Genomic DNA, 24,379 nt, shown 5'->3' with positions numbered 1-24,379 from the left:
ATCCGCTCGAAATCGTCGTCGGCCAGCAGCCGGCGCACCTCGGAGGCCGAGATCGGCACCGAGCCGTGCTCGGTGCGCGCGATCTCCACCACCTGGAGGGCGGGAGCCGCCGACAGATCGGCCTGGAGCCAGTACTTCATGTCGGCGTTGTACTTGTTGGTCGTGCGGCAGAACGGTTCGGTACCGACGAAGCGATGGGTGATGCCCAGCGCCGGGGCGATCCATTCGCGGAAGATCAGCAGGTCGACGGCGGTGAAACAGTCGCCGACGACGTTCTTCTCCTTGAAGAAGTAGCTGGAGAAGGTCGCCCGCGAGATCATGTATTCCGATCCCGGATGCAGCACGACGCGCGGGATGCCGGCGATGCCGGCCTTCACCAGTTCGAAGCGCTCGGCATAGGGGAAGAAGGACGCGTCTTCGGCGACGACGAAGAGATGCAGCACGTCGCAGCGCGCCGCCGCCTGCTCGACCAGATAGCGATGGCCGAGGGTGAAGGGATTGGCGTTGACGACGACCGAGCCGATCACCTCGCCCGGCTGCCGCAGCTTCTTCAGCCCGTCGCGATAGGCGCGGATGCCGATCGGGGTGTTCTCCATCAGCGTCACGAGGCCGGGGACCTCGACGATCGGGTAGAAGCCGCAGCCGGCGAAGAAGGCGATGTTGTGCGGCCGGGTATAGAGAAAGAGATGGTCGTGGCCGAGATCGTGGGCGGCGTGGATCACCTCCGACACGACCTTCAAGGCGATGCTCTCGCCGCGCGCCAGCGGATCGGTCGCCACGCATTTCACCACATTGGCGTCGATCCCGGCACAGGCCACCAGCCGACCGCGATGCCGACAGGTCACGAAGGTCTCGACACCTTCCTCCAGCGAAAGGCCGCACATGGCGAGCAACTGGACGATCTCGTCGCGAACCTTCGGGAGGGTCTGCAGTTCGATCGTGTCGAATTGCAGTTCTTCGCAATCTTCGGTCATGACGGTCGCCGTTTTCGGATGAGCGCTGTCTCGGTCGGAGAGCGGGAACCGCACCCGGAGGCGCGGTTCCCTCCTCGATCAGGCCGCCTTCGCGAGGCGGTTCAGGACGCGGGTGATCACGATGCCGCCGGCGAGGAGCGAGATCACGAAGGTCGTCAGGCCGACCCAATCGAACCGCACGAAGACCAGTCCGTTGAGGTAACCGACCACCGAGCCGCCCAGGTAGTAGAAGAACAGGTACAGGGCGGTCGCCTGACCCTTGGCCTGCACGGCGTTCTTCGACACCCAGCCGAGGCCGAGCGAATGGCAGCCGAAGAAGGCCGCGGTGAAGATCACGACGCCGACGATGAAGACGGTGGCGTTGGGGGCGACGACGGTCACCAGCATGCCGACGATCATCGTGGTGAGCAGGACGCCGAGGACGTTCATGCTGCCGTAACGGGTGGCGAGCCTGCCGGCGCGCGGCGCAGTGAAGAAGCTCAGCAGGAAGCAGGTCGAGATCAGACCGGCGCTCGCATGGCTGACGTTGAAGGGCTCGCGATGGAGGTTGAACGCCAGGAAGTTGTAGAGCGAGGTGAAGGTGCCGAAGATCACGAAGCTGATCACGAAGGCGAGCGACACCTTGGGATCGGCGAAGTGATGGGCGCCGCCGCGGATCACCGAGGTTGCGTTGAAGCTCGGAGACGGCTTGAAGTTCTTCGAGGCCGGAAGCGCCGTGATGACCAGAGCGGCGACGGTCAGCAGGATCGCGCCGAAGATGAAGAAGATGTACTGGACCGGAATGCGATCCATCAGCTGGGACGCGATGACGCGACCCGACATGCCGCCGATCGAATTACCGAACACGAAGTAGCCGGTGACGACGCCCGCGATCTTGGAGTCGACTTCCTCGCTGATGTAGGCGGTCGCCGCGGCGGCGATGCCCGACAGGAAGAGACCGGCGAGAGCCCGCATGGTCACGAGCATGGTCCAGGACGTGGCGAAGGGCGCCATGATGGTCATCATGCCGCCGAGGACCAGCGACACCGAGATCAACTGCTTGCGGCCGAAGCGATCGGCGAGCGAGCCGGTGAAGAGAAGGCCGAATGCGAGAAGCCCCGTCTCTGCCGACAGGATGATGCTGACCTGGCCGACCGGGATGCCGTATTCGGCCGCCAACTTCGGCAGCAGGGGCTGCACGAAGAACAGCGAAGCCAGTTCGGCACAACCCGCCAAGGCGAGGCAGAGCGTGATGATCAGCAGTTTCGCACCCTTTTCCGAGACACGGGCGACGCTTTCGGGTGTCGACCCGACGGCGGCGGGGGCTGTCGATGAGGCTAGGCTCGTCATGGTTCATTCTCCCTGATGATGCGCACGCGGCAACCCCGGTCGATCTGATGATCGCTTGTTTTTCCGGAGGGCCGAGATCGATGACGGGGTCAGGCCGCGCAGGCCGGAACCTCCACGCTGGCGTAGGCGGCACCTTCGAAGATCCGCCTCGCCGTCCGCAGCACGGACACGTCCGGCGATTTGCCGTCGGCCGCGCGGTCGAGATTGAGGTCGAGCTTGCCCGACGGATGCTCGATGGTGAGGGTGCAGGGCGGCTCGAGCGTGCTGACGAAGGCACTGGCCACCGTGCCGGGCGTGACGCAGGCGGTCGCGATCCCGACGCCACCGGTGATGGCGAGGGCCTTGTGACACGAGTGCGGCATGAAATAGCGGGCGACGATCGAACCGGGGGCCACGCCGCGTCCGAGCAGAACCGGCTTCGGCACCACGAGGCCGGACACGTCGCCGAGGCCCATGGCGAGGCCCGCCGCGCGGCGAATCCGCTCGAGCCGATCCATGAAGGCGCGATCGGCATCGAGATCGGCCGGTTTCTCGTGGCCGGTCTTCCCGAAGTCTTCGGCCCGCAGGATGACGAGCGGCATGGCGGCGTCGACGCAGCTCGCCTCGATGCCGTCGAACGTGTCGCGCGCCTTGCCCGTGGGCAGCAGCTTGCCGGTCTTGGCGCCGGCGACGTCGAGGAAGGTCAGATAGATCGGCGCCGCGGTGCCGGGAACGCCGTCGATCGTCGCCTCGCCGTCGTAGGTGACGTGACCGTCGGGCGTCTGCACGCGGGCGACGATGATCTTGCCGGTGTTGACGTTGTGGATGCGCAGCGTCGTCTCGCCGGCCGTCGCCGCGACCAGGCCGCGCTCGATGGCGAAGGGACCGACCGCCGACAGCATGTTGCCGCAGTTCGGCGAGGTGTCGACCACGCGCTCGGTGACTTTGACCTGCGCGAAGAGATAGTCGACGTCGGCATCGGGCCGCGTGGCCGGACCGACGATCGCGACTTTGCTGGTCAGCGGATTGCCGCCCCCGATGCCGTCGACCTGAAGCTCGTGACCCGCTCCGAGGACCGACAGCAGAATGGCGTCGCGTTCGCTCGGCGACCGGGGCAGATCTGAGCGCAGAAAGAACGGGCCGCGAGAGGTACCCCCCCGCATGAGAGAACAAGGGATCTTCACCGCGTGGAACACTTTCGTTCCCCTTCGCTGGTCTTCAGTGGCTCAAATGTTTACTTGTTCGGGATACGCCACGTTCCATTGCGCGTGAAATGCAAAGAAACCGATCATTGATGTGCAAAACGGAATAATATGGCGGCGAGGTTCGTCTCTCGGGGCGGAATTCTCATCCCGGAGTTGCGTTCCCCACCCCCGTGCCGAGTCCGGTCCGCCCGGATGGCACTGAGATCAAGACAAGGAATTCAAAAGTAAAATCGAACTGCGCAACGAATGGATGGCCAAGAAGTGCCGACGATTGCATCGATTGAGCGCATCTCTGGTCGACGACGAGGAGCGCGAGGGCCGAGTGGTGGCTGCGTCGATCTTCGTTTCCGGCTTCTACCGATCGGGACGAATACGGATCGTCGAGCGGGCGACCAACCGACGGCACGATGCCGAATGCCGCGCAACTCCGGGGCCGTTTCGGAGCGATGACGACACCGGCTCCGGCTCCGGCATCGGCTCCGGCATCGGCTCCGGCCGCGGCGACGCGACGGCCGACAGGGACACCCCGATCGAGCTCCGTGGAGGTCGATTCCACGCTCGGAAGGCGCCGACGCTCTCGGCTCAGCGGAGCGTCATGCCGAGGCGGACCCGCAGCGCTTCACGGATATGGCCGCGCGCCTCGCTTTCGGCGCGGTCGGCATCGCGGGCGGCAATCGCTTCGATCAATGCGTCGTGCTCGGCCACCGCCGACGACGGGCGTCCGGAAACGGAAAACGTGGTCGGTCCCAAGAGCGCGATCGAGTTCTGAAGATCGTCCAACGCACTGTCGAGATAGCGATTGCGCGCGGCACGGAAGATCGTGCCGTGGAGCAGACGATTGACCCGCGCCATTTCCTTCGCATCCGTCGCCGCCGCGAAACGCTTCTGAGCATCCCGCAGGGCATCGACTTCGGGGGGCGTCGCGTACTGAGCTGCCAACCGCGCGGCCGCCCCCTCCAGGATTTCGCGCATCGCATAGAGTTCCAGGACCTCACCGGCATCCAGACACCGCACGACGAGACCTCGTCCACCCGCCGACTGCAGCAGTCCCTTGGACAAGAGGCGGCCGAAGGCTTCGCGGACCGGGGTGCGACTGACGTCCAGGCGCGTGGCCACCTCGTCCTCGCGAAGGCGGTCGCCGGGGCGATAGATGCCGTCCTCGAAGGCTTTGCACAGGGCCCGGAACACCGCTTCTCCGAGCGGAACGTTGTCGCGATCGATCGCGTTCGGAAACGGCGACGAGGCCATGACTCCCTCCATTGATCGCCCCCAGCCTACCGCCTCGGTAGACGAATTGATACGACATTGCACGATTGTACTCGTTCGTATACAGAAGCATACAAACATATGCGGACGCTGCGACGACAACCGGTCGGCGGAAGGCGCGAAACCGCGAGCAGGCGCTTCTGGGAGGAGCACCATGACGGCAATCGAGATGAAACGGTCGAAATTGGGCGCGATACTGCGCTCGACGAGCGGCAACTTCCTGGAACAGTTCGACTTCTTCCTGTTCGGCTTCTACGCCACGAGCATCTCGAAGGCGTTCTTTCCGACCGACAACGAAGTCACGTCGCTGATGCTGACCTTCGCGACGTTCTGGCTGGGCGCGCTGATGCGCCCGATCGGGGCCGTCGTTCTCGGCGCCTATCTCGACCGTGTCGGTCGCCGAAAGGGTCTCATCGTCACTCTCTCGATCATGGCTCTGGGCACGATCCTGATCGCCGTGTCGCCGACCTACGCCACGATCGGCCTCGCCGCGCCGACGATCGTCCTGCTCGGGCGACTGTTGCAGGGCTTCTCGGCCGGCGTCGAACTCGGCGGCGTTTCCATCTATCTCTTCGAGATCGCCACCCCCGGCCGGAAGGGCTTCTACACCTCGTTCCAATCGGCCAGCCAGCAGGTTGCGATCCTCGTGGCGGCGCTGATCGGCTACGGCCTGAACCACACCCTCGCGGCATCGGCGATCACCGATTGGGGATGGCGCATCCCGTTCTTCATCGGTTGCTCCATCATCCCCTTCATCTTCTTCATTCGCCGGACCCTCGAGGAAACCCCCGAGTTTCTTGCGCGCAAGCAGCATCCCACGACGGGTGAGGTCTACACCTCGATGCTGGCCAATTGGCGCATCGTCCTGCTCGGGATGATGTTGACGGCCATGACGACCGTCACCTTCTATTTCATAACGGTCTACACGCCGACCTTCGGCAAGAGCGTCCTGAAACTCGGCGAAGTCGACAGTCTGCTCGTCACCGTGTGTGTCGCCATATCGAACTTCCTGTGGCTTCCGATCGGTGGCGCCCTCTCCGATCGTATCGGCAGAAAGCCGATCCTCCTGAGCATCTCGCTGCTGGGGCTCGTGACCGCCTACCCGTTGCTGGCGTGGCTCACCGCCGGGCCGACCTTCGGGAAGATGCTCGGGGTGGAACTGATCCTGTCCTTCTACTTCGGCACCTACAACGGCGCGATGGTGGTCACGCTGTCGGAAGTGGTGCCCCCTCACGTGCGCGCGACCTGTTTCTCGCTCGCCTTCTCGCTCGCGACGGCTGTGTTCGGCACCTTCACGCCCCTGGTCTCGACCTGGCTCATCGACCAGACCGGCGATCGGGCCGCTCCCGCGGGATGGCTGATGTGGGCTGCCGCCTGGTCGCTCGCCGCGGTCTTCATCCTGTTTCGCAAGGGAAATCCGAAGGGATACCAATCATGATCGAACCGGGTCGATCCGTGGTCGACGATCTCGAAACCTACGACGTTCTCGTGGTGGGGGGCGGCAATGCCGCCCTCTGCTCGGCCATTGCCGCCGCGAGAGGCGGTGCTTCGGTCCTCGTGCTCGAGGCGGCACCGAAGTTCTATCGCGGCGGCAACACGCGGCACACCCGCAACATGCGCTGCGCCCATGACACGGCGACCGAGATCCTGACCGGCCCCTATACCGAGGACGAGTTCTTCGAAGACCTGCTGCGTGTCACCGGCGGCGATACCGACGAGGATCTCGCCCGTCACATGATCCGGCAGTCGAAGGACATGCTCCATTGGATCGTCGAGCAGGGTGTTCGCTTCCAGCCGTCGATCGGTGGAACCCTGTCGCTCGGCCGCACCAACTCGTTCTTCCTCGGCGGCGGCAGGGCCATGCTCAATGCGCTCTATCTGACCGCGGAGAAGCTGGGAGTCTCCGTGCTCTACGATGCCGAGGTCGTCGAACTGGAGATCGACGACGGGACGTTCCGTTCGGCCGTCTATTCTCGCGACGGCGCGCTGCGGCGCGTGAAGGCCAAGGCGCTGGTGGCCGCCGCGGGGGGCTTCGAGGCCAACATCGACAAGCTGGCGGAGGGCTGGGGCGAGATCGCTCGCAACTTCCTCATCCGCGGCACGCGCTACAATCGTGGCACGGTTCTCGACATGCTGTCGGCGGCCGGTGTCGATCGCGTCGGCGACCCGACCCAGTGTCACGCGGTCGCCATCGACGCCCGCGCCCCGAAGTTCGACGGCGGGATCATCACCCGCCTGGACTGCGTGGTCTTCGGCATCGTCGTCAACAGGCACGCCGAGCGCTTCTACGACGAAGGCGAGGACGTCTGGCCCAAGCGCTACGCCATCTGGGGCCGCCTCGTCGCCGCGCAGCCGGATCAGATCGCCTACATCGTCTTCGATGCCAAGTCGCTGAGCCTCTTCATGCCGTCGCTCTATCCGCCGATCACGGCGGGATCCGTCGCGGAGTTGGCCGAAAAGCTGGGCATCGACGCAGCGGCGCTGACGGCCACCGTGTCGACCTTCAATGCGGCGACCCGCCCCGGCAACTTCGATCACACCGGTCTGGACGACTGCCGCACCGAAGGTATCACGCCCCCCAAGACGCATTGGGCACGGCCGATCGATACCGCTCCCTTCTATGCCTATCCGGTGCGGCCGGGCATCACCTTCACCTATCTGGGCTGCAGGGTCGATCGAGAGGCGCGTCTACTCATGGGCGGCAAGCCTTCCAGGAACATGTTCGCCGCCGGTGAGATCATGGCCGGCAACGTCCTGCGCCGCGGCTATGCCGCCGGCATCGGAATGACCATCGGCAGCGTCTTCGGACGCATTGCCGGAGAGGGGGCCGCCCGCCATGCACGCGACTGATGCGCTCGCCGAAGCCGATCGGCTGATGACCATCTGCAATTCCTGCCGATACTGCGAAGGTCTCTGCGCGGTTTTCCCGGCGATGGAGATGCGGCGGGCCTTCACCGACGGCGATCTCAACTACCTCGCCAATCTCTGCCATTCCTGTGGCGCCTGCCACGTCGATTGCCAGTTCGCGCCGCCCCACGAGTTCGACGTGAAGGTTCCCGCGACGCTGGCGCGGGTCCGCACCGAATCCTACGCCGCCTATGCCTGGCCGCGTCCGGCGGCGGTCTTCTTTCGCGACAATGCCAAGGCGGTCACGATCGCGGCGGTCGTCGGCGTCTTCGCCTTCATCGTCGCCTTCGTCGCCATGCATCGCCCCGAAGCGCTGTTCACCGCCTGGGCCGGACCCGCATCCTTCTATGCGTTCCTGCCCCACGATGCCTTGGCCGTCGTCTTCGGCGCGGTCTTCCTCTGGGCGATCGTCTCCCTCGTCATGGGCGCGCGCGCCTTCTGGCGCGACATCGGTGAGCCGGCCGCCACGCTCGTCGAGCCGCCCTCGCTGTGGGCGGCGATCGTCGATGCCGGCAGTCTGCGTTACCTCGACGGTGGCGGCGTCGGTTGCTACGGCGCCGACGAGCGACCGACCGATCGGCGGCGGCTCTATCACCACATGACCTTCTGGGGCTTCGTCCTGTGCTTCGCGGCGACCGGCTTCGCCACGCTCTGGCACTACCTGCTGGCGCGCGAGGCACCCTATCCCTGGTGGGACCTGCCGGTAGTCCTCGGCACGCTCGGAGGTGTGGGCATCGTCGTCGGCCCGATCGGGCTCTATTTCGAAAAGAAGAAGCGCGACCCGGTTCTGCTCGAAGGGTCGGATCGAGGCATGGACGTCGCCTTTCTGGCGATGCTGGCGCTCACCGGCATCACCGGTCTGGCTCTTCTCGTCCTGCGATCGACGTCCGTCATGGGGATCCTGCTGGCTCTCCACCTCGGGATCGTCTTCGCGCTGTTCCTGACCATGCCCTACGGCAAGTTCGTACACGGCATATACCGGTTTCTCGCGCTCGTTCGTTACGCCCGCGAGAAGCGGATGCTCGCGTCGAGCGAAGCCGATGGCGATCAATAGACCGCCACCCGAGAACGCCGCGACCGCGACGCTTCCTCCCGTTCGAAGGAAACGCCGCGGTCACGCCGGTCGGTGGAAGCGGTCGGCTTCGACCGGTCGCGACTTCGATCAGGTGGCGACGAGGCCCGGCTCTCCCGTCGCAACGGGCGAAACCGGTTCGCTCGCCTGACCTCGGTTCAACTCCGCTCTGAGCGTGTCGAGATCGCACTCGCCTTCCCAGATCGCGATGACGATGCAGGCGACGGCATTCGAGACGAGACTGGTCAACGCCCGCGCTTCCGACATGAAGCGGTCGATGCCGGCGATGATCACGACGCCCGCCACCGGAACGGCATCCGGCATCGCCGCCAGGGTGGCGACGAGGGCGGCGAATCCCGAGCCCGTGACGCCGGCGGCGCCCTTGGACGTGAGAAGCATCACGAAGATCATCGACGCGATCTGCCAACCCGTCATCGGAATATCCATTGCCTGAGCAAGGAACAAGGACGCGAGGGTGAGGTAGATGGCCGTTCCGTCGAGATTGAACGAATAGCCGAGCGGCAACGTCAGCCCGACCGAGCCCTTGGAGCAGCCGAGCCGCTCGAGCTTGAACAGCATGGAGGGCAGCACCGGTTCGGTCGAGGACGTCCCCAGAACGACCAGCAACTCCTCACGGATGTAACGGATCAGCTTCAGCAGGCTGAACCCGTGGAGCCGCGCGAGCAGTCCCAGCACGACGAACACGAAGAAGCCGCAGGCCACATAGAGCGTGGCGATGAGCATCCCCAGATTGCCGATCGTCTTGATGCCGTTCTTGGCGACGATGAAGGCGATGGCGCCGAACGCGCCGATCGGGGCGAGCTTCATCAGCGAGCCGAAGGCGAGAAAGAGCGCCGCCGAGAAGGATTCGATGCCGCGGATGAACGGCTCTCCGGCAGGACCGGCCTTGCGCAGACCGAAACCGGCGATGATGGCGATGAACAGGACCGGCAGCACCTCGCCTTCCGCGAAGGGCGTGAAGAAGCTCTTCGGGATGACATGGAGAAGCATGTCGACGGTGTCGAGGGGCTTGGCCTGAGCGGCATATCTCGCCGCCTCCTTCGGATCGATCGCATGGACGTCGATGTGCATGCCGAAGCCGGGCTGAATGGTCTCGACGGAAACGAGGCCGGTCAGGAGCGCGACGATCGTCAGTGCATAGAAGAGCCCCATCGCCTTGACGATGGACTTGCCGATGCTCCGATCCGCGTGAACGCCGGCGATGCCGGTCACGATCGTGCAGAAGACCACCGGCACGATCATCATCTTGACGATCTTGATGAACGCGTCGCCCAGGGGCTTCGCCGCCGGCGCGATCTGTGGCCAGAAATGTCCGAGTGCGATGCCGGCTACGACACCGACGAGAACCTGGAAATAGAGCGCCCGATAGAAGGGCTTGCGCTCTCGTGCTTTCGCATCGAGCAGGCGTGGTTCGACCGTGGTGTGCATGTCGTCCTCCCCAACATGTTGTTCGTCTTGGGTATCGTTCGCATTCCAATTCAGGCGGCGCAGGTCGTGACCCCGGGGTTCTTCACATGGACGAACCCGTCGAAGATCCGCCGCGCGGTTCGGACCACCGAGACGACGGGAGCGTCCTCGTCCCCCAGTCGATCGAGGCGCATGTCGAGCCGCCCCGAAGGATGCTCGATGGTGAGACGCGTCGGCATCGGATCGATCATGCCGTCGGGCGCGGCGATGGTGCCGGCGATGGCACAGGCCGACGCCAGACCGACGGCGCCGGTCACGGCGAAGGCCTTGTGGCAACTGTGGGGCATGAAATAGCGGGCGGTGATGGAACCACCACGGGCCGGCCCCTCGATGAGAACCGGCTTCGGTATGACGAGGTTGCTCACGTCACCGAGCCCCATGAGCCGTCCCGCTTCCCTGCGAACCGCCTCGAGGCGTTCGAGCAGATCGACGGAGGCATCGAGCGCCGACGGGGTCTCACGGCCCGTCATCCCGAAATCGCGCGCATTCATGATCACCAGCGGCATCGCTGCGTCGATGCAGGTGACGTCGATTCCGCCGATCCGGTCGCGCGTGTTGCCGGTCGGGAAGAGCCGCCCGGTCTTGGACCCCGCCGAGTCGATGAACGATAGGTAGATCGGAGCAGCCGTCCCGGGCACGCCGTCGATGTGCGCGTCGCCTTCGTATTCGACGCGACGTCCCGGTGTCTGAACGACCGCGTCGATCAGCTTGCCCGTGTTGACGTTGTGAATTCGAACCCTCGTCGTCGGGTCGGAAGCCCTCACGATGCCCTTCTCGATGGCGAACGGGGCCACGGCCGACAGCATGTTTCCGCAATTGGGTGAGGTGTCGACCAGTTGCTGGATGACGTTGACTTGCGCAAAGAGGTAGTCGACGTCCGCGTCGGGCCGCGACGCGGGACCCACCATCGCCACCTTGCTCGTCAACGGATTGCCTCCGCCGATCCCGTCGACCTGAAGCTCGTGACCGGATCCGAGCGCGGAGAGCAGGACGCGGTCCCGCAGATCGCGATCGAGCGGAAGGTCGTCGACCAGGAAGAATGGCCCACGCGAAGTACCGCCGCGCATCAGGACGCACGGCACACGGATGGAGCGATCCATACGTAGTCCTCCCGGATGATTGATGTTGCTTTTGACGAGTTCATCCTCTTTGATGCGATAACCGCATTTCAACCGATTGTTAAATGCAAATAAACGGCGGATTATTCCGATATGCATATCAATTTCGAGCTGCTCGACCTGCGAGCGTTCCTTGCGGTTCTCGATCTCGGGGGCTTCCACCGGGCGGCCGAGGTCCTCAACCTGTCGCAACCGGCGCTGACCCGCAGGATCCAGGCGCTCGAGGCATCGATCGGCGCACCGCTTCTGGAACGAACCACGCGTCGCGTCGCGCCGACCACCGTCGGGCGTTCGTTCGCGCCGTTGGCGCGGCGCCTTCTGGACGAGTTCGAGGATCGGCTGCTCGGCATCACCGGGTTGGGTGACCGCATGGGTGGCCAGGTGACCCTCGCCTGTGTCCCAACCGCGGCCTTCTACTTCCTGCCCCGAGCCATCGAGCGGTTTGCGGTTCAGTTTCCGAAGATCCGCTTTCGGATACTCGATCTCTCGGCGAATGACGGTCTCGAGGCGGTGAGGCGGGGAGAGGCCGAGTTCGGCATCAACCTGACGGGAAGTTCCGATCCCGACCTGACCTTCACGCCCCTGATCGACGATCCCTTCGTCCTCGCCTGCCGCCGCGATCATCGTCTCGCCGAACGCGAGGCGCTCACCTGGAAGGATCTCGAAGGAGAGGCACTCATCGGCGTCAGCCGCTCGTCGGGCAATCGCATGACGTTGGAAAACGCCCTCTCCCGGGAGAGCGTCCATCTCGACTTCCAATATGTCGTCAATCACTTGACCACGTCACTCGGCCTCGTCGAACGCGGCCTCGGCATATCCGTACTGCCGAGATTGGCGACCCCTCCGGGCGACCATCCGCTGATCGTGACGAAAGCCATCGGAGAGCCGGTCGTTCAGAGGACGATCGGCCTGATCGAACGCCGCACGGCGAGACTGGCGCCGGCGGCACAACGTTTTCGAGACATGCTGTTCGAGACCTGGCGCACGTTCGAGAGGAAGACGTCTTCTTGATGCGACTACGTCATTCCTTCGGCAAAAGACCTTGCGCCATCGAATTCCGATTGCCCCTCGAGAGGGAGCCGAGACTGGGCGAATACACGGTCGGGAAAGGGCATTGAGTATGAGGGCGAGGTGACCGTCGGTGGCTGGACGCAACGGCTGACGAGACGGCGCCGTCCTTGGCCCGCTCCCCGTCACACCGGCACCCGCGTCGTCCGCTTCACCGTGCGGAGTGTCAGCTGCGACTGCACCCGCACCACGCCGGGTAGCCGCGTCAGCACTTCCGAATGCAGGCGCTCGAGGTCGGCCATGTCGCGGAAGATCACGCGCAGCAGATAATCCGACTGGCCGGCGAGCAGGTGGCACTCCTGGATCTGCGAGACGAGCCGCACCTTCGCCTCGAAGGCGTCGAGGCGGGCGCGGTCCTGGCTGTCGAGGGTGATCGAGACATAGGCGGTGCCGGCGAAACCCGCCGTCTTCTGGTCGATCACCAGATGGGTGCCCGCCACCAGCCCGCTCCCCATCAGCAGGTTCACCCGCCTCAGACAGGCGGATTGCGACAGGTGCACGCGCTCGGCCAGCTCGGCATTGGTCAGCCGGCCGTCGCCTTGCAGCTCGCTCAGAATCTGGCGGTCACGATCGTCCAACAACATGGACGCATGATATTCGACGATTTCCTTAATTAAAACAATTTCCTGTCTTATCGAATGGATTGAAATCCAAAGTCAGGCGAAAAATTGCGTGGGATCGCGCGCATCATCGACAGATTATTCGGCGCGGGAAGGCCGGTGCCGATCGGTTCGGGAGATGGACAATGCGCATCGGAGTTCCTCGCGAGATCAAAGACCATGAAGACCGCGTCGGTCTGGTGCCGGCGTCGGTCGCCGAACTGGTGGCGCACGGTCATTCCGTGCTGATCGAAAAGGGTGCCGGCAAGGGTGCCGGTATCGCCGATCGCGACTACGTCAAGGCAGGCGCCAAGATCGTCGACGACGTCGACGCGGTCTGGGGCGAGGCCGAAATGATCGTCAAGGTCAAGGAGCCGCTGGCCGTCGAGCGCAAGAAGCTGCGCGCCGATCACCTGCTCTTCACCTACCTCCACCTCGCGCCCGATCCGGAGCAGACCCGTGATCTCGTCGATTCGGGTGCCACCTGCATCGCCTACGAGACCGTGACCTCGCCGACCGGCGGCCTGCCGCTGCTGATGCCGATGTCGGAAGTCGCCGGCCGCATGGCCGCCCAGGTCGGCGCCCATGCGCTCGAGAACGCTTCCAAGGGCCGCGGCATCCTGATGGGCGGCGTCCCCGGCGTCGCGCCGGCCAAGGTCGTCGTCCTCGGCGGTGGTGTCTCCGGCACGCATGCCACCACGATCGCGCTCGGCATGGGCGCCGACGTCACCGTGGTCGACCGCTCGCTCGACGTGCTGCGTCGCCTGACCCAGCAGTTCGGCGCCCGCGTCAAGACCGCCGCCTCGACCCGTGACACCGTCGCCGAACTCGTCGCCGGCGCCGACCTCGTCATCGGCACCGTGCTGATCCCCGGCGCCGCCGCGCCGAAGCTGATCACCCGGCCGATGCTCAAGACCATGAAGCGCGGTTCGGTCATCGTCGACGTGGCGATCGACCAGGGCGGCTGCGCCGAGACCTCGCGGGCCACGACCCATTCCAAGCCGACCTACGTGGTCGACGGCGTCGTGCACTACTGCGTCGCCAACATGCCGGGCGGCGTCGCCCGCACCTCGACCTTCGCGCTCAACAACGCGACGCTGCCCTTCGCTCTGGCGCTCGCCGACAAGGGTTGGAAGAAGGCGATCGCCGAGGACCCGCATCTGGCCAACGGCCTCAACGTCTGCGCCGGCCGCGTCACCTACGCCGCCGTCGCCGAGGCGCTCGGCTACGACCTGCTGCCGCTGAACAAGGCGCTCGCCGCCTGATCGAGACCTTCGATCGGTCCGGAAAGACAGACCCCCGCGTCGGCGACGGCGCGGGGGTTTTCCTGTGTCGGGCTCGTCAGCCGGCGATGCGCTCGAGGAGATCGATCGTCCGGCCGTGCCGCAGGGCCTCGCCGTAACGGCGGTAGCCGAGGCGGGTGGCAAGCGCCAGCGAGGCGGCGTTGTCCGGCTCGATCATGCAGACGCTGCGCGATGCGGCTCCCCGGCGGTCGAGGTCGGCGACGGCCGCCGCCATCGCCTCGTGGGCGAGGCCGCGGCCTCGATGTTCGGGACGCAACGTCCACATCGCCTCGGCGGCGTCGTCGAAGCCGGGGCCGATGCCGCGTTCGAAACGGGCGAAGCCGGCTTCGCCGAGAATGGCGCCGCTCGCGGCCTCCGTCACCAGCCAGGGCGCGAAGCCGAAGACGGTGCGATGGCCGACGAGCCGCAGCAGGCGCGCCCAGGCGCCCTCGCGGTCGAGCACCGGCACGCGGGCCGGCCCTTCGGTCGGCGGCAGCCACAGGACCGCGTAGCCGTCGAGATCGTCCGGGCGATGGGGACGCAGGATCAGGCGTTCGGTCGTGATCGTCTCGGGTCCGGTCATGTCAGCCGCGCGAGCAGCTTCGGCACGGCCTCCCACAGGGTGGAGATCGCGAAGAGGCAGAAGAGCCCGCCGGTCACCCGCACGATGGTCACCGCGTGCGAGAGATACAGCCGCCGCATGAAGCCGGTGCCGACCACCCAGGCGAGGATGGCATCGCCGGCGAGGAACCCGACGAAGGACGCCGCGAAGAGCCAGGGCATGGCGGCGAAGGTCAGCGCCTCGGTGCGCCCGGCGAAGAGTGCCGTGTACATGGCGAGCGCCACCGGATAGCTCTTCGGATTGGTGAGGCCGAAGGCGATGCCGCGCATCCACGGCCGATCGCCGATCAGATCGTCGGCGCCCTCGGCCGAGCGCGAACGTACGCCCTTGAGGCCGAGATGGCCGAGATAGAGGCCGCAGGCGAGCGCCACCAGTTCGAACAGCAGCGGATCGAACACCTTGGCCCCGACCAGCGCGGTGATGGCGAGCGTGCACCACAGCGTGTCGCCGGCGAGATGGCCGAAGAGGAACTGCAGCGCCGGCCGCCGCCCCTTGGCCGCACCGATGCCGACCAGCGCCAGCACGGCGGGTCCGGGCGAGACGACGTAGAGACAACCGGCGACGGCGGCGGAGAGCAGGGCGGCGAGATCCATCGTCACGGCATCGCCAGCAGACGGCGGATCTTCACGAGCGCCTTCGCCGCCTCTTCCTGGTAGTTGATCATGCCGACGAAGCGGCCGTGGGCGTCGAGCAGGTAGACCGCGGCGGTGTGGTCCATCGTGTATTCGCCGTCCTTGCCGTCGACCTTACGGGCGAAGACGCGGTAGGCCTTGATGATGCGGTCGATCTCGGGCCGCGGGCCCGACAGGCCGACGAAGCGCGGGTCGAAGCTCTTGAGATAGTCCTCGAGTTTCGCCGGCGTGTCGCGCTCGGGATCGACGGTGACGAAGACCACCTTGATCTTGTCGGCGTCGGCGCCGAGTTCCTTCATCCAGCCCTCGGCCTCGATCAGCGTGGTCGGGCAGACGTCGGGGCAGAAGGTGTAGCCGAAGAACAGCAGCGTCGGATGGCCCTGCAGCGACGCCTGGGTGTAGGGCTGGCCCTTCTGGTCGACGAGGTCGAAGGGCCCGCCGATGCCGGCGATCGGTTCGAGCTTCGCGGCGTCGCCCGCCGACTTGGTGGCGACCGGTTCGCGCAGCGCGACGAAGACGCCGAGACCGATCACCAGCACGGCGATCAGCACCCACAGGGCGTGACGCAGGACACGCAGCAATGTCGTCTGGTCCTCAGGCGAGGCGGGCCGGTTCGCCGCCCGCGACTTCCGCCCGTCCGAGCGCTTCGAAGGCCCGCCGGACGATGCCGGAGGCGTCGATTCCGATCGCGGCATAGGTCTTCTCCGGGTCGCCGTGGTCGAGGAACTGGTCGGGCATGGTCAGGGCACGAACGCGCAGGCCGCCGTCGAGCAGGCCCTCTTCGGCGAGGAAGTGCAGCACGTGGCTGCCGAAGCCGCCGACGGCGCCCTCCTCGACGGTGATCAGCACCCGGTGGCCGAGCGCCAGGCGGCGGACGAGGTCGCGGTCGAGCGGCTTCATGAAGCGCGCGTCGGCGACGGTGGTCGACAGCCCCTGCGCCTCGAGCCGTTCGGCCGCCTCGAGCGCGGCGGAAAGGCGGGTGCCGAGCGACAGGATGGCGACCTTGTCGCCCTCGCGCAGGATCCGCCCCTTGCCGATCTCCAGCACCTCGCCGCGGCTCGGCAGTTCGACGCCGACGCCCTCGCCGCGCGGGAAGCGGAAGGCCGAGGGTCGGTCGTCGATCGAGGCGGCGGTCGCCACCATGTGGACGAGTTCGGCCTCGTCGGCCGGCGCCATCACCACCATGTTGGGCAGGCAGCCGAGGAAGGCGAGGTCGTAGGACCCGGCATGGGTCGCCCCGTCGGCGCCGACGAAACCGGCGCGGTCGATGGCGAAGCGCACCGGCAGCGACTGCAGCGCCACGTCGTGCGCCACTTGGTCGAACCCACGCTGCAGGAAGGTCGAATAGATGGCGCAGAACGGCTTGTAGCCGCCGGCGGCGAGACCGGCCGCGAAGGTCACGGCATGCTGCTCGGCGATGCCGACGTCGAACATGCGGTGCGGGAAGGCCTCGCCGAAGACGTCGAGCCCGGTGCCCGAGGGCATGGCGGCGGTGATGCCGAGGATCTTGTCGTCGCGGCCGCCCTCGTCGACCAGCGCGTTGGCGAAGACCTTGGTGTAGGACGGCGCGTTGGCCTTGGGCTTGTCCTGCTTGCCGGTGACGACGTCGAAACGGCCGACGCCGTGATACTTGTCGGCCGCGGCTTCCGCCGGGCCATAGCCCTTGCCCTTGCGGGTGACGACGTGGATGAGGATCGGCCCCTCCTTGGCGTCGCGCACGTTGCGCAGCACCGGCAGGAGGTGATCGAGATTGTGCCCGTCGATCGGCCCGACGTAGTAGAAGCCCATCTCCTCGAACAGCGTGCCGCCCATGGCGAGACCGCGGGCGAACTCTTCCGCTCGCTTGGCGCCCACTTCCATGAACTTGGGCAGACGACGGGTGATCTGCTTGCCGATGTCGCGCAGCTGCATGAAGGTCCGCGACGAGACGAGCCGCGCCAGATAGGCGCTCATCGCGCCGGTCGGCGGGGCGATCGACATGTCGTTGTCGTTGAGCACGACGATCAGCCGTTCGTCGCGCGCGCCGGCGTTGTTCATCGCCTCGTAGGCCATGCCCGCCGACATCGAGCCGTCGCCGATCACGGCGATGACGGCATTGTCGCGCCCGTCGAGGTCGCGCGCCGCGGCGAAGCCGAGCGCCGCCGAGATCGAGGTCGAGGAATGGGCCGCGCCGAACGGGTCGTAGGGGCTCTCCTCGCGCTTGGTGAAGCCGGAGAGGCCGCCGGGCTGGCGCAGCGTGCGGATGCGGTCGCGCCGCCCCGTCAGGATCTTGTGCGGGTAGGTCTGGTGGCCGACGTCCCAGATCAGCACGTCGCGCGGCGTGTCGAAGACGTGATGCAGCGCCACCGTCAGCTCGACCACGCCGAGGCCGGCGCCGAGATGGCCACCGGTCTGCGACACCGCGTCGATGGTCTCGGCACGCACCTCGTCGGCCAGCTGCTTCAGCTTGGCGTCGGGGAGCTTGCGGAGATCCTCGGGGGTGGCGATCGTGTCGAGGAGCGGGGTCAGGGGGGGCTGCGGCAAAATCGAGTCTCTCGAAATCGAAACCACCTGCGCGGGTTCGCCGTCTCGGCCGTCACGCGTCCGGCCCTCGGGTCGAGGGTCTCCGGTCATCGATACATGAGCCGCCGCCGGGCTGCAAATCACCCTTTCGCGGGGGCGGTGCCCGTTTCGTGCCGGGCGGGCGGGGCGTCGCCGTCCCCCGCATGGGGTCCGATCGCCGCCCGCGCCGCCATCAGAACCGCGTCCGAGCGCGCCGGATCGGCCGTCGCGAGCGCCCGCGCGATCACCTGGGCGCCGACCGCGAGAGCGGCGAGCCGCAGCGCTTCCGCCGCTCGAGCAGCCGGCTCGAGGCCGTCGTCGAGCCCCGCCGCGATCGTGTCGATCAGGCTCGCCGCTCCTGCCGCCAGCGCATCGCGCACCTCGTCGGCGCCGGCGAGCGAGGTTCCGGCGAAGGCGACCAGCGCGCAGCCGTCCTCCGGCCGGTCGCGGTGGGCGCGCGAAAGATAGCCGCGCAAATATCCGTGAAGACCATTCGCCGCGATCCGCGCGCGGCCCTCCGCGAAGGCGGCCGTCACCGCTTCCGCCGCCAGCGCCTCCTTCGAGGCGAAGTGACCGTAGAAGCCGCCGTGGGTCAGCCCCGCCGCCCGGGTGATCTCGCCGACCCCGACGGCCGCCAGTCCGCGTGCCCGGAACAGCCGGCTCGCCGCCGCCACGATCGCCGCGCGATGGGACGCCGCCGTCTCCCGCGATACCCGCGCCATGCCCGCCTCCGTCGCGAAGGGCTATTGATGATGACAATCATCAATGCTTGAATAGATGACAGCGATCATCATAAGCCGGGTCGACCGGCGCGAAAAGGGAGAAGGCCGTGAACGACCATTATCTGGAGGATTGCGCCGTCGGTCAGACCTGGACGACCGGGTCGGTCACCCTCGACGCCGAGGCGATCAAGGCCTTTGCCCGCGCCTACGACATGCAGCCCTTCCATCTCGACGAGGAGGCGGCGAAGGCGACCTTCTTCCGCGGGCTGGCGGCCTCGGGCTGGCAGGTGGCGGCGCTGTCGATGCGGCTCCTCACCGAAGACGGCGTCCCCTTCGCCTGGGGCATCGTCGGCGCCGGCGGCGAGATCTCCTGGCCGCGCCCGACCCGTCCGGGTGACACGCTGACGGTCCATACGGAGATCGTCGAGGTGACGCGCTCGAAGTCGCGCCCCGACCGTGGCATCGTCACGGTCCGCAACGAGACCCGCAATCAGGCGGGCGACGTGGTGCAGATCCTGAAGGCCAATCTGGTCGTCCCGGCCCGGGAAGGGCAGGGGTGACGTCGCCTCACGCGTCCGGGTCGAGCGGCTCGGTGCCGACGGCGCGGCCGTCGCTGCCGACGCGGATCTTCTCCACCCGCTTCTCGGCGACGTCGAGCAGATCGGCGCAGCGCTTCTTCAGGGCCTCGCCGCGTTCGTAGGCCGCGATCGATTCCTCGAGCGGCACGTTGCCGCTCTCCAGCCGCTGCACCAGCGTCTCGAGTTCGGCGAGCGCCTGCTCGAAGGTGAGGGTCGCGGGTTCCGAAAGCGCGGTCGACGTCACGGGTGAGAGGCTCCATCGGGGCAGGACGAGAGGCGTCGAGACGCACGACGCCGCGGCCCGACTCGTCGGGCGCGGCGCCAGTGTGCCACGTTTCGCGTGGAATGGGACTCAGCGGTCCTCGAGCAGACCCGACGACTTCCCCGCCGGGAGCTTCTTGGCATAGACGATCTCGATCTCGTAGGTCGTCACCTCGCCGGTGCTCTCCTGCGCCCGGATCACCGCGCCGTCGGTGCCCTCGGCCTTGCTCGGCGAAGGGATCTTCACCACGGTCCAGTTGAACGGCTTGCCGTTGCAGGCGGCGTAGGGGCCGTTCGGGTCGGTCTTGCCCGGCGCCTTGGTCTTGGAGACCGTCATCTTGCCGAAGGCCGGCTGCTGGGTGACCGTCACCCCCGGCGCGGGGGCGAGCGAGCAGTCCTCGCGCATCTCGCGGAAACTGTCGACCGTCACGGTCTTGCCCGTGCCCGAGGCGAGCCACAGCCGCTTGGCGATGGTGTCGTCGGCATGGGCCGAGGGAACGGCGAGACAAGTGGCGAGAGTGAAACCGGCGATCAGGCTGAAACGACCCGACATCGAAACCTCCGAACAACGACTGAACGCGCCGCCGGACGACGGCGACGATCGGCGGCCACACGCGCCGCCCGGACCACGATGGTAGCGCCTCCGTCGTCGCGACGGAACCGCGTCAATTCTTCATCAGGGTCATCACGTGGGCGGCGACCGAACGCGCCAGACCCTCGAGATCGTAGCCGCCCTCGAGCACCGAGACGAGGCGCGACTCGCAACACCGGTCGGCGATGTCCATCAGCCGCGACGTCGCCCAGGCGAAATCCGCCTCGACGAGGTTGATCTGGCTCATCGGGTCGCGGGTATGGGCGTCGAAACCGGCCGAGATGATCACGATGTCGGGCTTGAAGGCCTCGATGCGCGGCAGCACCGCGATGTCCATCGCCTCGCGGAAGTCGGCGCCGCCGGCACCCGCCCACAAGGGCGCGTTGACGACGTTGTCGGCGATGCCGGTCTCCGAGACCTCGCCGGTGCCGGGATAGAACGGCATCTGGTGGGTCGAGGCGTACATCAGGTTCGGATCGTTCCAGAAGATGTCCTGGGTGCCGTTGCCGTGGTGGACGTCGAAGTCCATCACCGCGACCCGCTCGGCGCCGTGCGTCACCCGCGCCCAATGGGCGGCGATGGCGACGTTGTTGAACAGGCAGAAGCCCATGGCGCGCTTCGATTCGGCGTGATGCCCCGGCGGGCGCACGGTGACGAAGGCGTTCTTGACCTTCTTCTCGAAGACCTCGTCGACCGCCTGGCAGGCGCCGCCGACGGCGCGCAGCGCCGCCTCGAGGCTGCCGGGCGAGATCGTCGTGTCGTCGTCGAGACGCAGCAGGCCTTCTTCGGGAACCGCTTCGGCGATCTCGTCGAAATAGGTGCCGGGATGGGCCATCTCGACCATGGCGCGGGTGCCGCGCGGCGCGGCCTCGCGCTCCAGCGGTTGGAAGCGTTCGTGTTCGAGAATGCGATCGATCACCCGCATCCGATCGGCGCGCTCGGGATGGCCGAGCGGCGTCGCGTGACCGAGACAGGCCGGGTGATGAATGAGCAGCGTCGACATCGAAGAGTCCGTCCTTCCTCCCTCGACCGGGCCGCGGATTCTCCGCGGCCGTCGCCTTTCCGGCGACTTTTCCGGCCGTTCGATCGCGCATGCGGATCGATCGCTTCGGTATTCCGACTTTCGGTGGTCCGAAGGGCAAACGAGAACAGGCCCCGTCCACGCCTTGGACACGGTCTCACCTTGACCGATCGTGCGCGGCTCGTCACGCCGAGACCGTGACCGAAATCAATGTTGCCGTCATACCTTCGTCGGTCGCACCGCCGCGTCATGCGCAGAGCGCATGGCGGTGCGGTTCGAAGGCGTGCGTTTCGGGTCGGGCGAAATGTCAGGGCTTCGCGGGACCGGCGGCCGGGCGCGGGGCGGCGGCGCGGCGCAGGCGGTCGACGATCGCCTCGCCGAGCCCGTCCTCCGGGATCGACACGACGGCGATGGTCGCGGCGCCACAGGCGTCGAGATCGCGCAGCGCCCGGAAGAGCCGGCTGGCGGCTTCGGCGATGTCGCCGGATGGGCTGAGATCGATGATCGCGACCGCGGCGTCGCAGCCGTCCGGCCGCGCGCCGGCGAAGGTCAACAGTGCCTCGCCCGGCCGCACATCGACGGCCCCGAGCCGCACCCTTGCGTTCGGCGCATAGTGCGAAGTCAGGAGGCCCGGCGAGAGCGGCGCGGCATCCGTCGCCGCCTCGTCGACCGTGAGGGCGGTCTCGTCCGTCCCGTCGAGCGGCCGGCCGATCGCCGCCTCGATCGCGGCGCGCGCCACGCCGCCGGGGCGCAGCAGCCGCACCGTGCCGTCGAGCACGGCGACGATGGTCGATTCCACCCCGACCGGCGACGGCCCGTCGTCGACGATCACCGCGACCTTGTCGCCGAGATCGGCGGCGACGTCGGCGGCGCTGGTCGGGCTGATCCGGCCGGAGCGATTGGCGCTGGGGGCGGCCACCGGCCGGCCGAGCCGGGCGAGAATGGCGCGGGTCGTCGCCGGCGCCGGCACGCGCAGGCCGACGCTGTCGAGACCGGCGGTGACGAGATCGGCGATCGGGCTCTCCGCCCGTTTCGGCACGACCAGCGTCAGCGGTCCCGGCCAGAAGGCCTCGGCCAGCCGCCGCGCGTCGGCGTCGAACACCCCGTGCGCCTCGGCGCTGGCGAGGTCGGGCACATGGGCGATCAGCGGGTTGAAGCTCGGTCGCCCCTTGGCGGCATAGATCGCCGCGACGGCGCGTCCGTCGGTCGCGTCCGCCCCGAGGCCGTAGACCGTCTCGGTCGGCAGCGCCACCAGCCGGCCGGCCGCCAATGCCGCGACCGCGCCCGCGATCGCGGCTTCCCGTTCCTCGTCCGTCGTCGTCGCCAGGATCTCCATGGCGCCTTCTCTAGCCGAGAAGCGGCCGCGATGGCACCCCTTCCCGTGCGGATCGGGCGTGCCGACGCGACGGGGTTGCCGTTGGGTGCCGAGATCTGCACAATGCGGCCGAAACATCACGATACCGTCGAAACGACGAGGGGAGAGACGACCATGGCCGACGAGACCGAGATCGCCGCGGCGCCGGTGACGAGCGAGCGCGACGGCGCCGTCGCCGTCATGCGCATGACGCGTGCCGACAAGAAGAACGCCCTGACCGGCGCCATGTACGCCGCCATGACCGCGGCGTGGCAGGCGGCGGAGGCCGACGATTCGGTCGCCGTCCACCTCTGGCTCGGCGTGCCCGGCGCCTTCTCGGCCGGCAACGACATCGAGGACTTCGTCGCCGCGGCGCGCTCCGGCACGCTCGGTGGCGCGATCCTCACCTTCCTCCACACGCTGGCGAGCCTCGACAAGCCGCTGGTGATCGGCGTCGACGGTCTGGCGATCGGCGTCGGCACCACGGCGCTGCTCCATGCCGACTATGTCGTCGCCTCGCAGACCTCGCTCTTCCGCACCCCCTTCACCGACCTCGGTCTGGTACCGGAGGCGGCGTCGAGCCTGCTCGGCCCCCGCCGCCTCGGCGATGCGGTCGCCTTCGAACTGCTGGCGATGGGCCGTCCCTTCGACGCCGCCCGCGCCCTGAAGGTCGGCCTCGTCAACGACACGGTGCCGACCGACGAGCTCGAGGCGGCGGCGCTGGCGGTGGCGAAGGATCTGGCGAAGAAGCCGCGTGCCGCGCTCGCCGCCTCGCGTCGCCTGCTGCGCGACGTCCCCGGCTTCGGCCGCGCCGAGATCATCGCCCGGATCGAGGCGGAAGCGGCGGAGTTCGCCCGTCGCCTGAAGTCGGCCGAGGCGCAGGCGGCCTTCGCCGCCTTCGTGTCGAAGAAGAAGTGAAGGGGGCGCGGCGCATGTGGCGCCCTCGTCATCCGACGAAGCGGAAATAGAGCTCTTCGAGATCCCGCCCGTAGCCGCGGTCGCCGTCGATCTCGCGGCGATGCTGGACCCAGGGGCGGAAGGTGCGCCAGATCCGTTTGACGTCGATCGAGATCGATCGTTCGACGATGTCGCCGTCGCACACCGAGGCCGCGAGGCAGCGGGTGAACGTGTCGAACGAGCCGATCAGCAGGTCGACCTTCGCAGCGATCTTCCTGTCCTGGATGAAGGTGACCAGCGAGGCGTCGCGTTCGGCGATCAACCGGTCGCGGTCCTCGTCGCCGGTCGCGGCCTGAAGGCGCTGCTGCAGACCGTCGATGGCGCTCCACCACGGCTTCATGTCGGCGGCGAGCTCGACATAGGCCTTGTGGGCGGGGGTGTCGTCGAAGCGGTCGACGAGATCGAGCGCGAAGGCGACGCGGGCGGTGTTCGCCGCCGCCGGTACCGCGACGAAATGCTCCCAGGCCGCGAGACCCCAGCCGACCGCGCCGATCAGTGCGACCGCGGCCACCGCGAGGGGACCCGCGGGCGCACGGAAGGTCGGTCGGATGGACGGAGCATCGTCGTCGCTGGCTCTCTCCACGTGTCGCCTCTCACCGGCCGGGGCGCGGCTTGCAGCACGGCCCGCCGCAGCACACGTCCTGCCACGGCGGACGGCTGGGCTGGGGTGGCCGCGTCTGCGCCTCCGCCTGGATCGTCCAGAGGAGGGCTGCGACCGAAACGGCATGGACGATGGTGCGTATCATGGCCTCGTTCCCGAAGTCGCGTCTTTCCCGACGCGCCATGAGAGTATCGCTGAAACCACATGAAC

The 24,379-nt window shown here is 67.2% G+C and carries 25 protein-coding genes; 7 read left to right on the top strand and 18 right to left on the bottom strand.

Features of this window, described 5'->3' with window-relative positions:
- From citC to ACT53U_RS08175, 4 genes are all read right to left on the bottom strand, one after another.
- The coding region (gene citC / locus ACT53U_RS08190; protein ID WP_476153984.1) for a [citrate (pro-3S)-lyase] ligase at positions 1–974 on the bottom strand (974 nt) is incomplete at its 3' end.
- A gap of 78 nt (positions 975–1,052) precedes the next feature.
- Positions 1,053–2,303, bottom strand: coding sequence for an MFS transporter (locus ACT53U_RS08185; protein WP_476153982.1), 1,251 nt, complete (start codon positions 2,301–2,303; stop codon positions 1,053–1,055).
- A gap of 89 nt (positions 2,304–2,392) precedes the next feature.
- Complete coding sequence (locus tag ACT53U_RS08180; RefSeq protein WP_476153981.1) at positions 2,393–3,478, bottom strand: 4-oxalomesaconate tautomerase; 1,086 nt, start codon at positions 3,476–3,478, stop codon at positions 2,393–2,395.
- Between the two features lie 591 nt (positions 3,479–4,069).
- The gene (locus tag ACT53U_RS08175; RefSeq protein ID WP_476153979.1) at positions 4,070–4,735 is read right to left on the bottom strand and encodes a GntR family transcriptional regulator; all 666 of its coding nucleotides are present in this window, start codon (positions 4,733–4,735) and stop codon (positions 4,070–4,072) included.
- A 172-nt stretch (positions 4,736–4,907) separates the two neighbouring features.
- Here ACT53U_RS08175 and tcuC point away from each other — a divergent pair, with 172 nt between their 5' ends.
- Genes tcuC through tcuB form a run of 3 tightly spaced genes read left to right on the top strand, consistent with a single transcriptional unit; the run spans position 4,908 to position 8,714 of the window.
- Positions 4,908–6,191: a tricarballylate/proton symporter TcuC gene (tcuC, locus tag ACT53U_RS08170; RefSeq protein ID WP_476153977.1), complete on the top strand. Its 1,284-nt coding sequence runs from the start codon at positions 4,908–4,910 to the stop codon at positions 6,189–6,191.
- Positions 6,188–7,603 carry an FAD-dependent tricarballylate dehydrogenase TcuA gene (gene tcuA, locus ACT53U_RS08165; protein WP_476153975.1) on the top strand — a complete coding sequence of 472 codons (1,416 nt, stop codon included), beginning with the start codon at positions 6,188–6,190 and terminating at the stop codon, positions 7,601–7,603. The genes tcuC and tcuA overlap by 4 nt, the downstream gene beginning before the upstream one ends.
- Complete coding sequence (gene tcuB / locus ACT53U_RS08160; protein ID WP_476153973.1) at positions 7,590–8,714, top strand: tricarballylate utilization 4Fe-4S protein TcuB; 1,125 nt, start codon at positions 7,590–7,592, stop codon at positions 8,712–8,714. Before tcuA ends, tcuB begins: the two co-directional genes overlap by 14 nt.
- 108 nt (positions 8,715–8,822) lie before the next feature.
- Here tcuB and dctA read toward each other — a convergent pair whose 3' ends face one another.
- Both dctA and ACT53U_RS08150 read right to left on the bottom strand, forming a co-directional pair.
- Positions 8,823–10,181, bottom strand: a complete 1,359-nt coding sequence (dctA, locus tag ACT53U_RS08155) for a C4-dicarboxylate transporter DctA (protein WP_476153971.1) — start codon at positions 10,179–10,181, stop codon at positions 8,823–8,825.
- A 50-nt stretch (positions 10,182–10,231) separates the two neighbouring features.
- Positions 10,232–11,320 (bottom strand): 4-oxalomesaconate tautomerase, encoded by a 1,089-nt coding sequence (locus tag ACT53U_RS08150; protein WP_476154019.1) that lies wholly within the window; start codon positions 11,318–11,320, stop codon positions 10,232–10,234.
- Between the two features lie 111 nt (positions 11,321–11,431).
- Between ACT53U_RS08150 and ACT53U_RS08145 the strand changes: the two genes are divergently transcribed.
- Positions 11,432–12,349 carry a LysR family transcriptional regulator gene (locus ACT53U_RS08145; protein WP_476153969.1) on the top strand — a complete coding sequence of 306 codons (918 nt, stop codon included), beginning with the start codon at positions 11,432–11,434 and terminating at the stop codon, positions 12,347–12,349.
- Positions 12,350–12,531: 182 nt separating this feature from the next.
- Here the strand turns inward: ACT53U_RS08145 and ACT53U_RS08140 are convergent, their stop codons facing one another.
- Positions 12,532–12,990, bottom strand: coding sequence for an Lrp/AsnC family transcriptional regulator (locus tag ACT53U_RS08140; RefSeq protein ID WP_476135308.1), 459 nt, complete (start codon positions 12,988–12,990; stop codon positions 12,532–12,534).
- 161 nt (positions 12,991–13,151) lie between these two features.
- Between ACT53U_RS08140 and ald the strand changes: the two genes are divergently transcribed.
- Positions 13,152–14,270, top strand: coding sequence for an alanine dehydrogenase (gene ald, locus ACT53U_RS08135; RefSeq protein WP_476153967.1), 1,119 nt, complete (start codon positions 13,152–13,154; stop codon positions 14,268–14,270).
- A gap of 76 nt (positions 14,271–14,346) precedes the next feature.
- On the opposite strand, the gene ACT53U_RS08130 is transcribed toward ald, so the two are convergent.
- From ACT53U_RS08130 to ACT53U_RS08110, 5 genes are all read right to left on the bottom strand, one after another.
- Positions 14,347–14,871 (bottom strand): GNAT family N-acetyltransferase, encoded by a 525-nt coding sequence (locus tag ACT53U_RS08130; protein WP_476153965.1) that lies wholly within the window; start codon positions 14,869–14,871, stop codon positions 14,347–14,349.
- Positions 14,868–15,503, bottom strand: a complete 636-nt coding sequence (locus tag ACT53U_RS08125; RefSeq protein WP_476153963.1) for a LysE family translocator — start codon at positions 15,501–15,503, stop codon at positions 14,868–14,870. The genes ACT53U_RS08130 and ACT53U_RS08125 overlap by 4 nt, the downstream gene beginning before the upstream one ends.
- Positions 15,504–15,505: 2 nt before the next feature.
- Positions 15,506–16,123: an SCO family protein gene (locus ACT53U_RS08120; RefSeq protein WP_476153961.1), complete on the bottom strand. Its 618-nt coding sequence runs from the start codon at positions 16,121–16,123 to the stop codon at positions 15,506–15,508.
- 13 nt (positions 16,124–16,136) lie between these two features.
- Entirely contained in the window at positions 16,137–18,065 is a 1,929-nt protein-coding gene (dxs, locus tag ACT53U_RS08115; RefSeq protein ID WP_476153959.1) for a 1-deoxy-D-xylulose-5-phosphate synthase, read from the bottom strand.
- Between the two features lie 119 nt (positions 18,066–18,184).
- Entirely contained in the window at positions 18,185–18,805 is a 621-nt protein-coding gene (locus ACT53U_RS08110; RefSeq protein ID WP_476153957.1) for a TetR/AcrR family transcriptional regulator, read from the bottom strand.
- Positions 18,806–18,912: 107 nt separating this feature from the next.
- Between ACT53U_RS08110 and ACT53U_RS08105 the strand changes: the two genes are divergently transcribed.
- The gene (locus ACT53U_RS08105; protein ID WP_476153955.1) at positions 18,913–19,365 is read left to right on the top strand and encodes a MaoC family dehydratase; all 453 of its coding nucleotides are present in this window, start codon (positions 18,913–18,915) and stop codon (positions 19,363–19,365) included.
- 7 nt (positions 19,366–19,372) lie between these two features.
- Here ACT53U_RS08105 and ACT53U_RS08100 read toward each other — a convergent pair whose 3' ends face one another.
- From ACT53U_RS08100 to ACT53U_RS08085, 4 genes are all read right to left on the bottom strand, one after another.
- Positions 19,373–19,627 carry an exodeoxyribonuclease VII small subunit gene (locus tag ACT53U_RS08100; protein ID WP_476153953.1) on the bottom strand — a complete coding sequence of 85 codons (255 nt, stop codon included), beginning with the start codon at positions 19,625–19,627 and terminating at the stop codon, positions 19,373–19,375.
- Positions 19,628–19,735: 108 nt separating this feature from the next.
- Positions 19,736–20,197 carry a hypothetical protein gene (locus ACT53U_RS08095; protein WP_476153951.1) on the bottom strand — a complete coding sequence of 154 codons (462 nt, stop codon included), beginning with the start codon at positions 20,195–20,197 and terminating at the stop codon, positions 19,736–19,738.
- A gap of 112 nt (positions 20,198–20,309) precedes the next feature.
- Positions 20,310–21,239 carry a histone deacetylase family protein gene (locus tag ACT53U_RS08090; protein WP_476153949.1) on the bottom strand — a complete coding sequence of 310 codons (930 nt, stop codon included), beginning with the start codon at positions 21,237–21,239 and terminating at the stop codon, positions 20,310–20,312.
- A 325-nt stretch (positions 21,240–21,564) separates the two neighbouring features.
- The gene (locus tag ACT53U_RS08085) at positions 21,565–22,593 is read right to left on the bottom strand and encodes an L-threonylcarbamoyladenylate synthase (protein WP_476153947.1); all 1,029 of its coding nucleotides are present in this window, start codon (positions 22,591–22,593) and stop codon (positions 21,565–21,567) included.
- Between the two features lie 153 nt (positions 22,594–22,746).
- On the opposite strand from ACT53U_RS08085, the gene ACT53U_RS08080 reads away from it, so the two are divergent.
- On the top strand, positions 22,747–23,529 hold the full coding sequence (locus ACT53U_RS08080; protein WP_476153945.1) for a crotonase/enoyl-CoA hydratase family protein: 783 nt from the start codon (positions 22,747–22,749) through the stop codon (positions 23,527–23,529).
- A gap of 28 nt (positions 23,530–23,557) precedes the next feature.
- Here the strand turns inward: ACT53U_RS08080 and ACT53U_RS08075 are convergent, their stop codons facing one another.
- The gene (locus tag ACT53U_RS08075; protein ID WP_476153944.1) at positions 23,558–24,079 is read right to left on the bottom strand and encodes a hypothetical protein; all 522 of its coding nucleotides are present in this window, start codon (positions 24,077–24,079) and stop codon (positions 23,558–23,560) included.
- Positions 24,080–24,161: 82 nt separating this feature from the next.
- A complete protein-coding gene (locus ACT53U_RS08070) occupies positions 24,162–24,314 on the bottom strand; it encodes a hypothetical protein (protein ID WP_476153942.1) in 153 nt (50 codons plus the stop codon).
- Positions 24,315–24,379: the final 65 nt, after the last annotated feature.

The sequence above is a fragment of the Pinisolibacter sp. DMC19 genome, from assembly GCF_056313985.1.
Note: the sequence above shows the minus strand (reverse complement) of the source record. Positions and strands in the feature narration are given on the sequence as shown.

Bases quoted from the DNA above. Each gene is read 5' to 3' on its own strand.
- ald (WP_476153967.1), top strand. From the start codon at position 13,152: ATGCGCATCGGAGTTCCTCGCGAGATCAAAGACCATGAAGACCGCGTC.
- tcuB (WP_476153973.1), top strand. From the start codon at position 7,590: ATGCACGCGACTGATGCGCTCGCCGAAGCCGATCGGCTGATGACCATC.
- ACT53U_RS08145 (WP_476153969.1), top strand. From the start codon at position 11,432: ATGCATATCAATTTCGAGCTGCTCGACCTGCGAGCGTTCCTTGCGGTT.
- ACT53U_RS08185 (WP_476153982.1), bottom strand. From the start codon at position 2,303: ATGACGAGCCTAGCCTCATCGACAGCCCCCGCCGCCGTCGGGTCGACA.
- dctA (WP_476153971.1), bottom strand. From the start codon at position 10,181: ATGCACACCACGGTCGAACCACGCCTGCTCGATGCGAAAGCACGAGAG.
- ACT53U_RS08080 (WP_476153945.1), top strand. From the start codon at position 22,747: ATGGCCGACGAGACCGAGATCGCCGCGGCGCCGGTGACGAGCGAGCGC.
- ACT53U_RS08090 (WP_476153949.1), bottom strand. From the start codon at position 21,239: ATGTCGACGCTGCTCATTCATCACCCGGCCTGTCTCGGTCACGCGACG.
- tcuA (WP_476153975.1), top strand. From the start codon at position 6,188: ATGATCGAACCGGGTCGATCCGTGGTCGACGATCTCGAAACCTACGAC.
- ACT53U_RS08125 (WP_476153963.1), bottom strand. From the start codon at position 15,503: ATGGATCTCGCCGCCCTGCTCTCCGCCGCCGTCGCCGGTTGTCTCTAC.
- tcuC (WP_476153977.1), top strand. From the start codon at position 4,908: ATGACGGCAATCGAGATGAAACGGTCGAAATTGGGCGCGATACTGCGC.
- ACT53U_RS08150 (WP_476154019.1), bottom strand. From the start codon at position 11,320: ATGGATCGCTCCATCCGTGTGCCGTGCGTCCTGATGCGCGGCGGTACT.
- ACT53U_RS08095 (WP_476153951.1), bottom strand. From the start codon at position 20,197: ATGTCGGGTCGTTTCAGCCTGATCGCCGGTTTCACTCTCGCCACTTGT.
- ACT53U_RS08070 (WP_476153942.1), bottom strand. From the start codon at position 24,314: ATGATACGCACCATCGTCCATGCCGTTTCGGTCGCAGCCCTCCTCTGG.
- ACT53U_RS08085 (WP_476153947.1), bottom strand. From the start codon at position 22,593: ATGGAGATCCTGGCGACGACGACGGACGAGGAACGGGAAGCCGCGATC.
- ACT53U_RS08110 (WP_476153957.1), bottom strand. From the start codon at position 18,805: ATGGCGCGGGTATCGCGGGAGACGGCGGCGTCCCATCGCGCGGCGATC.
- ACT53U_RS08175 (WP_476153979.1), bottom strand. From the start codon at position 4,735: ATGGCCTCGTCGCCGTTTCCGAACGCGATCGATCGCGACAACGTTCCG.
- ACT53U_RS08140 (WP_476135308.1), bottom strand. From the start codon at position 12,990: ATGTTGTTGGACGATCGTGACCGCCAGATTCTGAGCGAGCTGCAAGGC.
- ACT53U_RS08130 (WP_476153965.1), bottom strand. From the start codon at position 14,871: ATGACCGGACCCGAGACGATCACGACCGAACGCCTGATCCTGCGTCCC.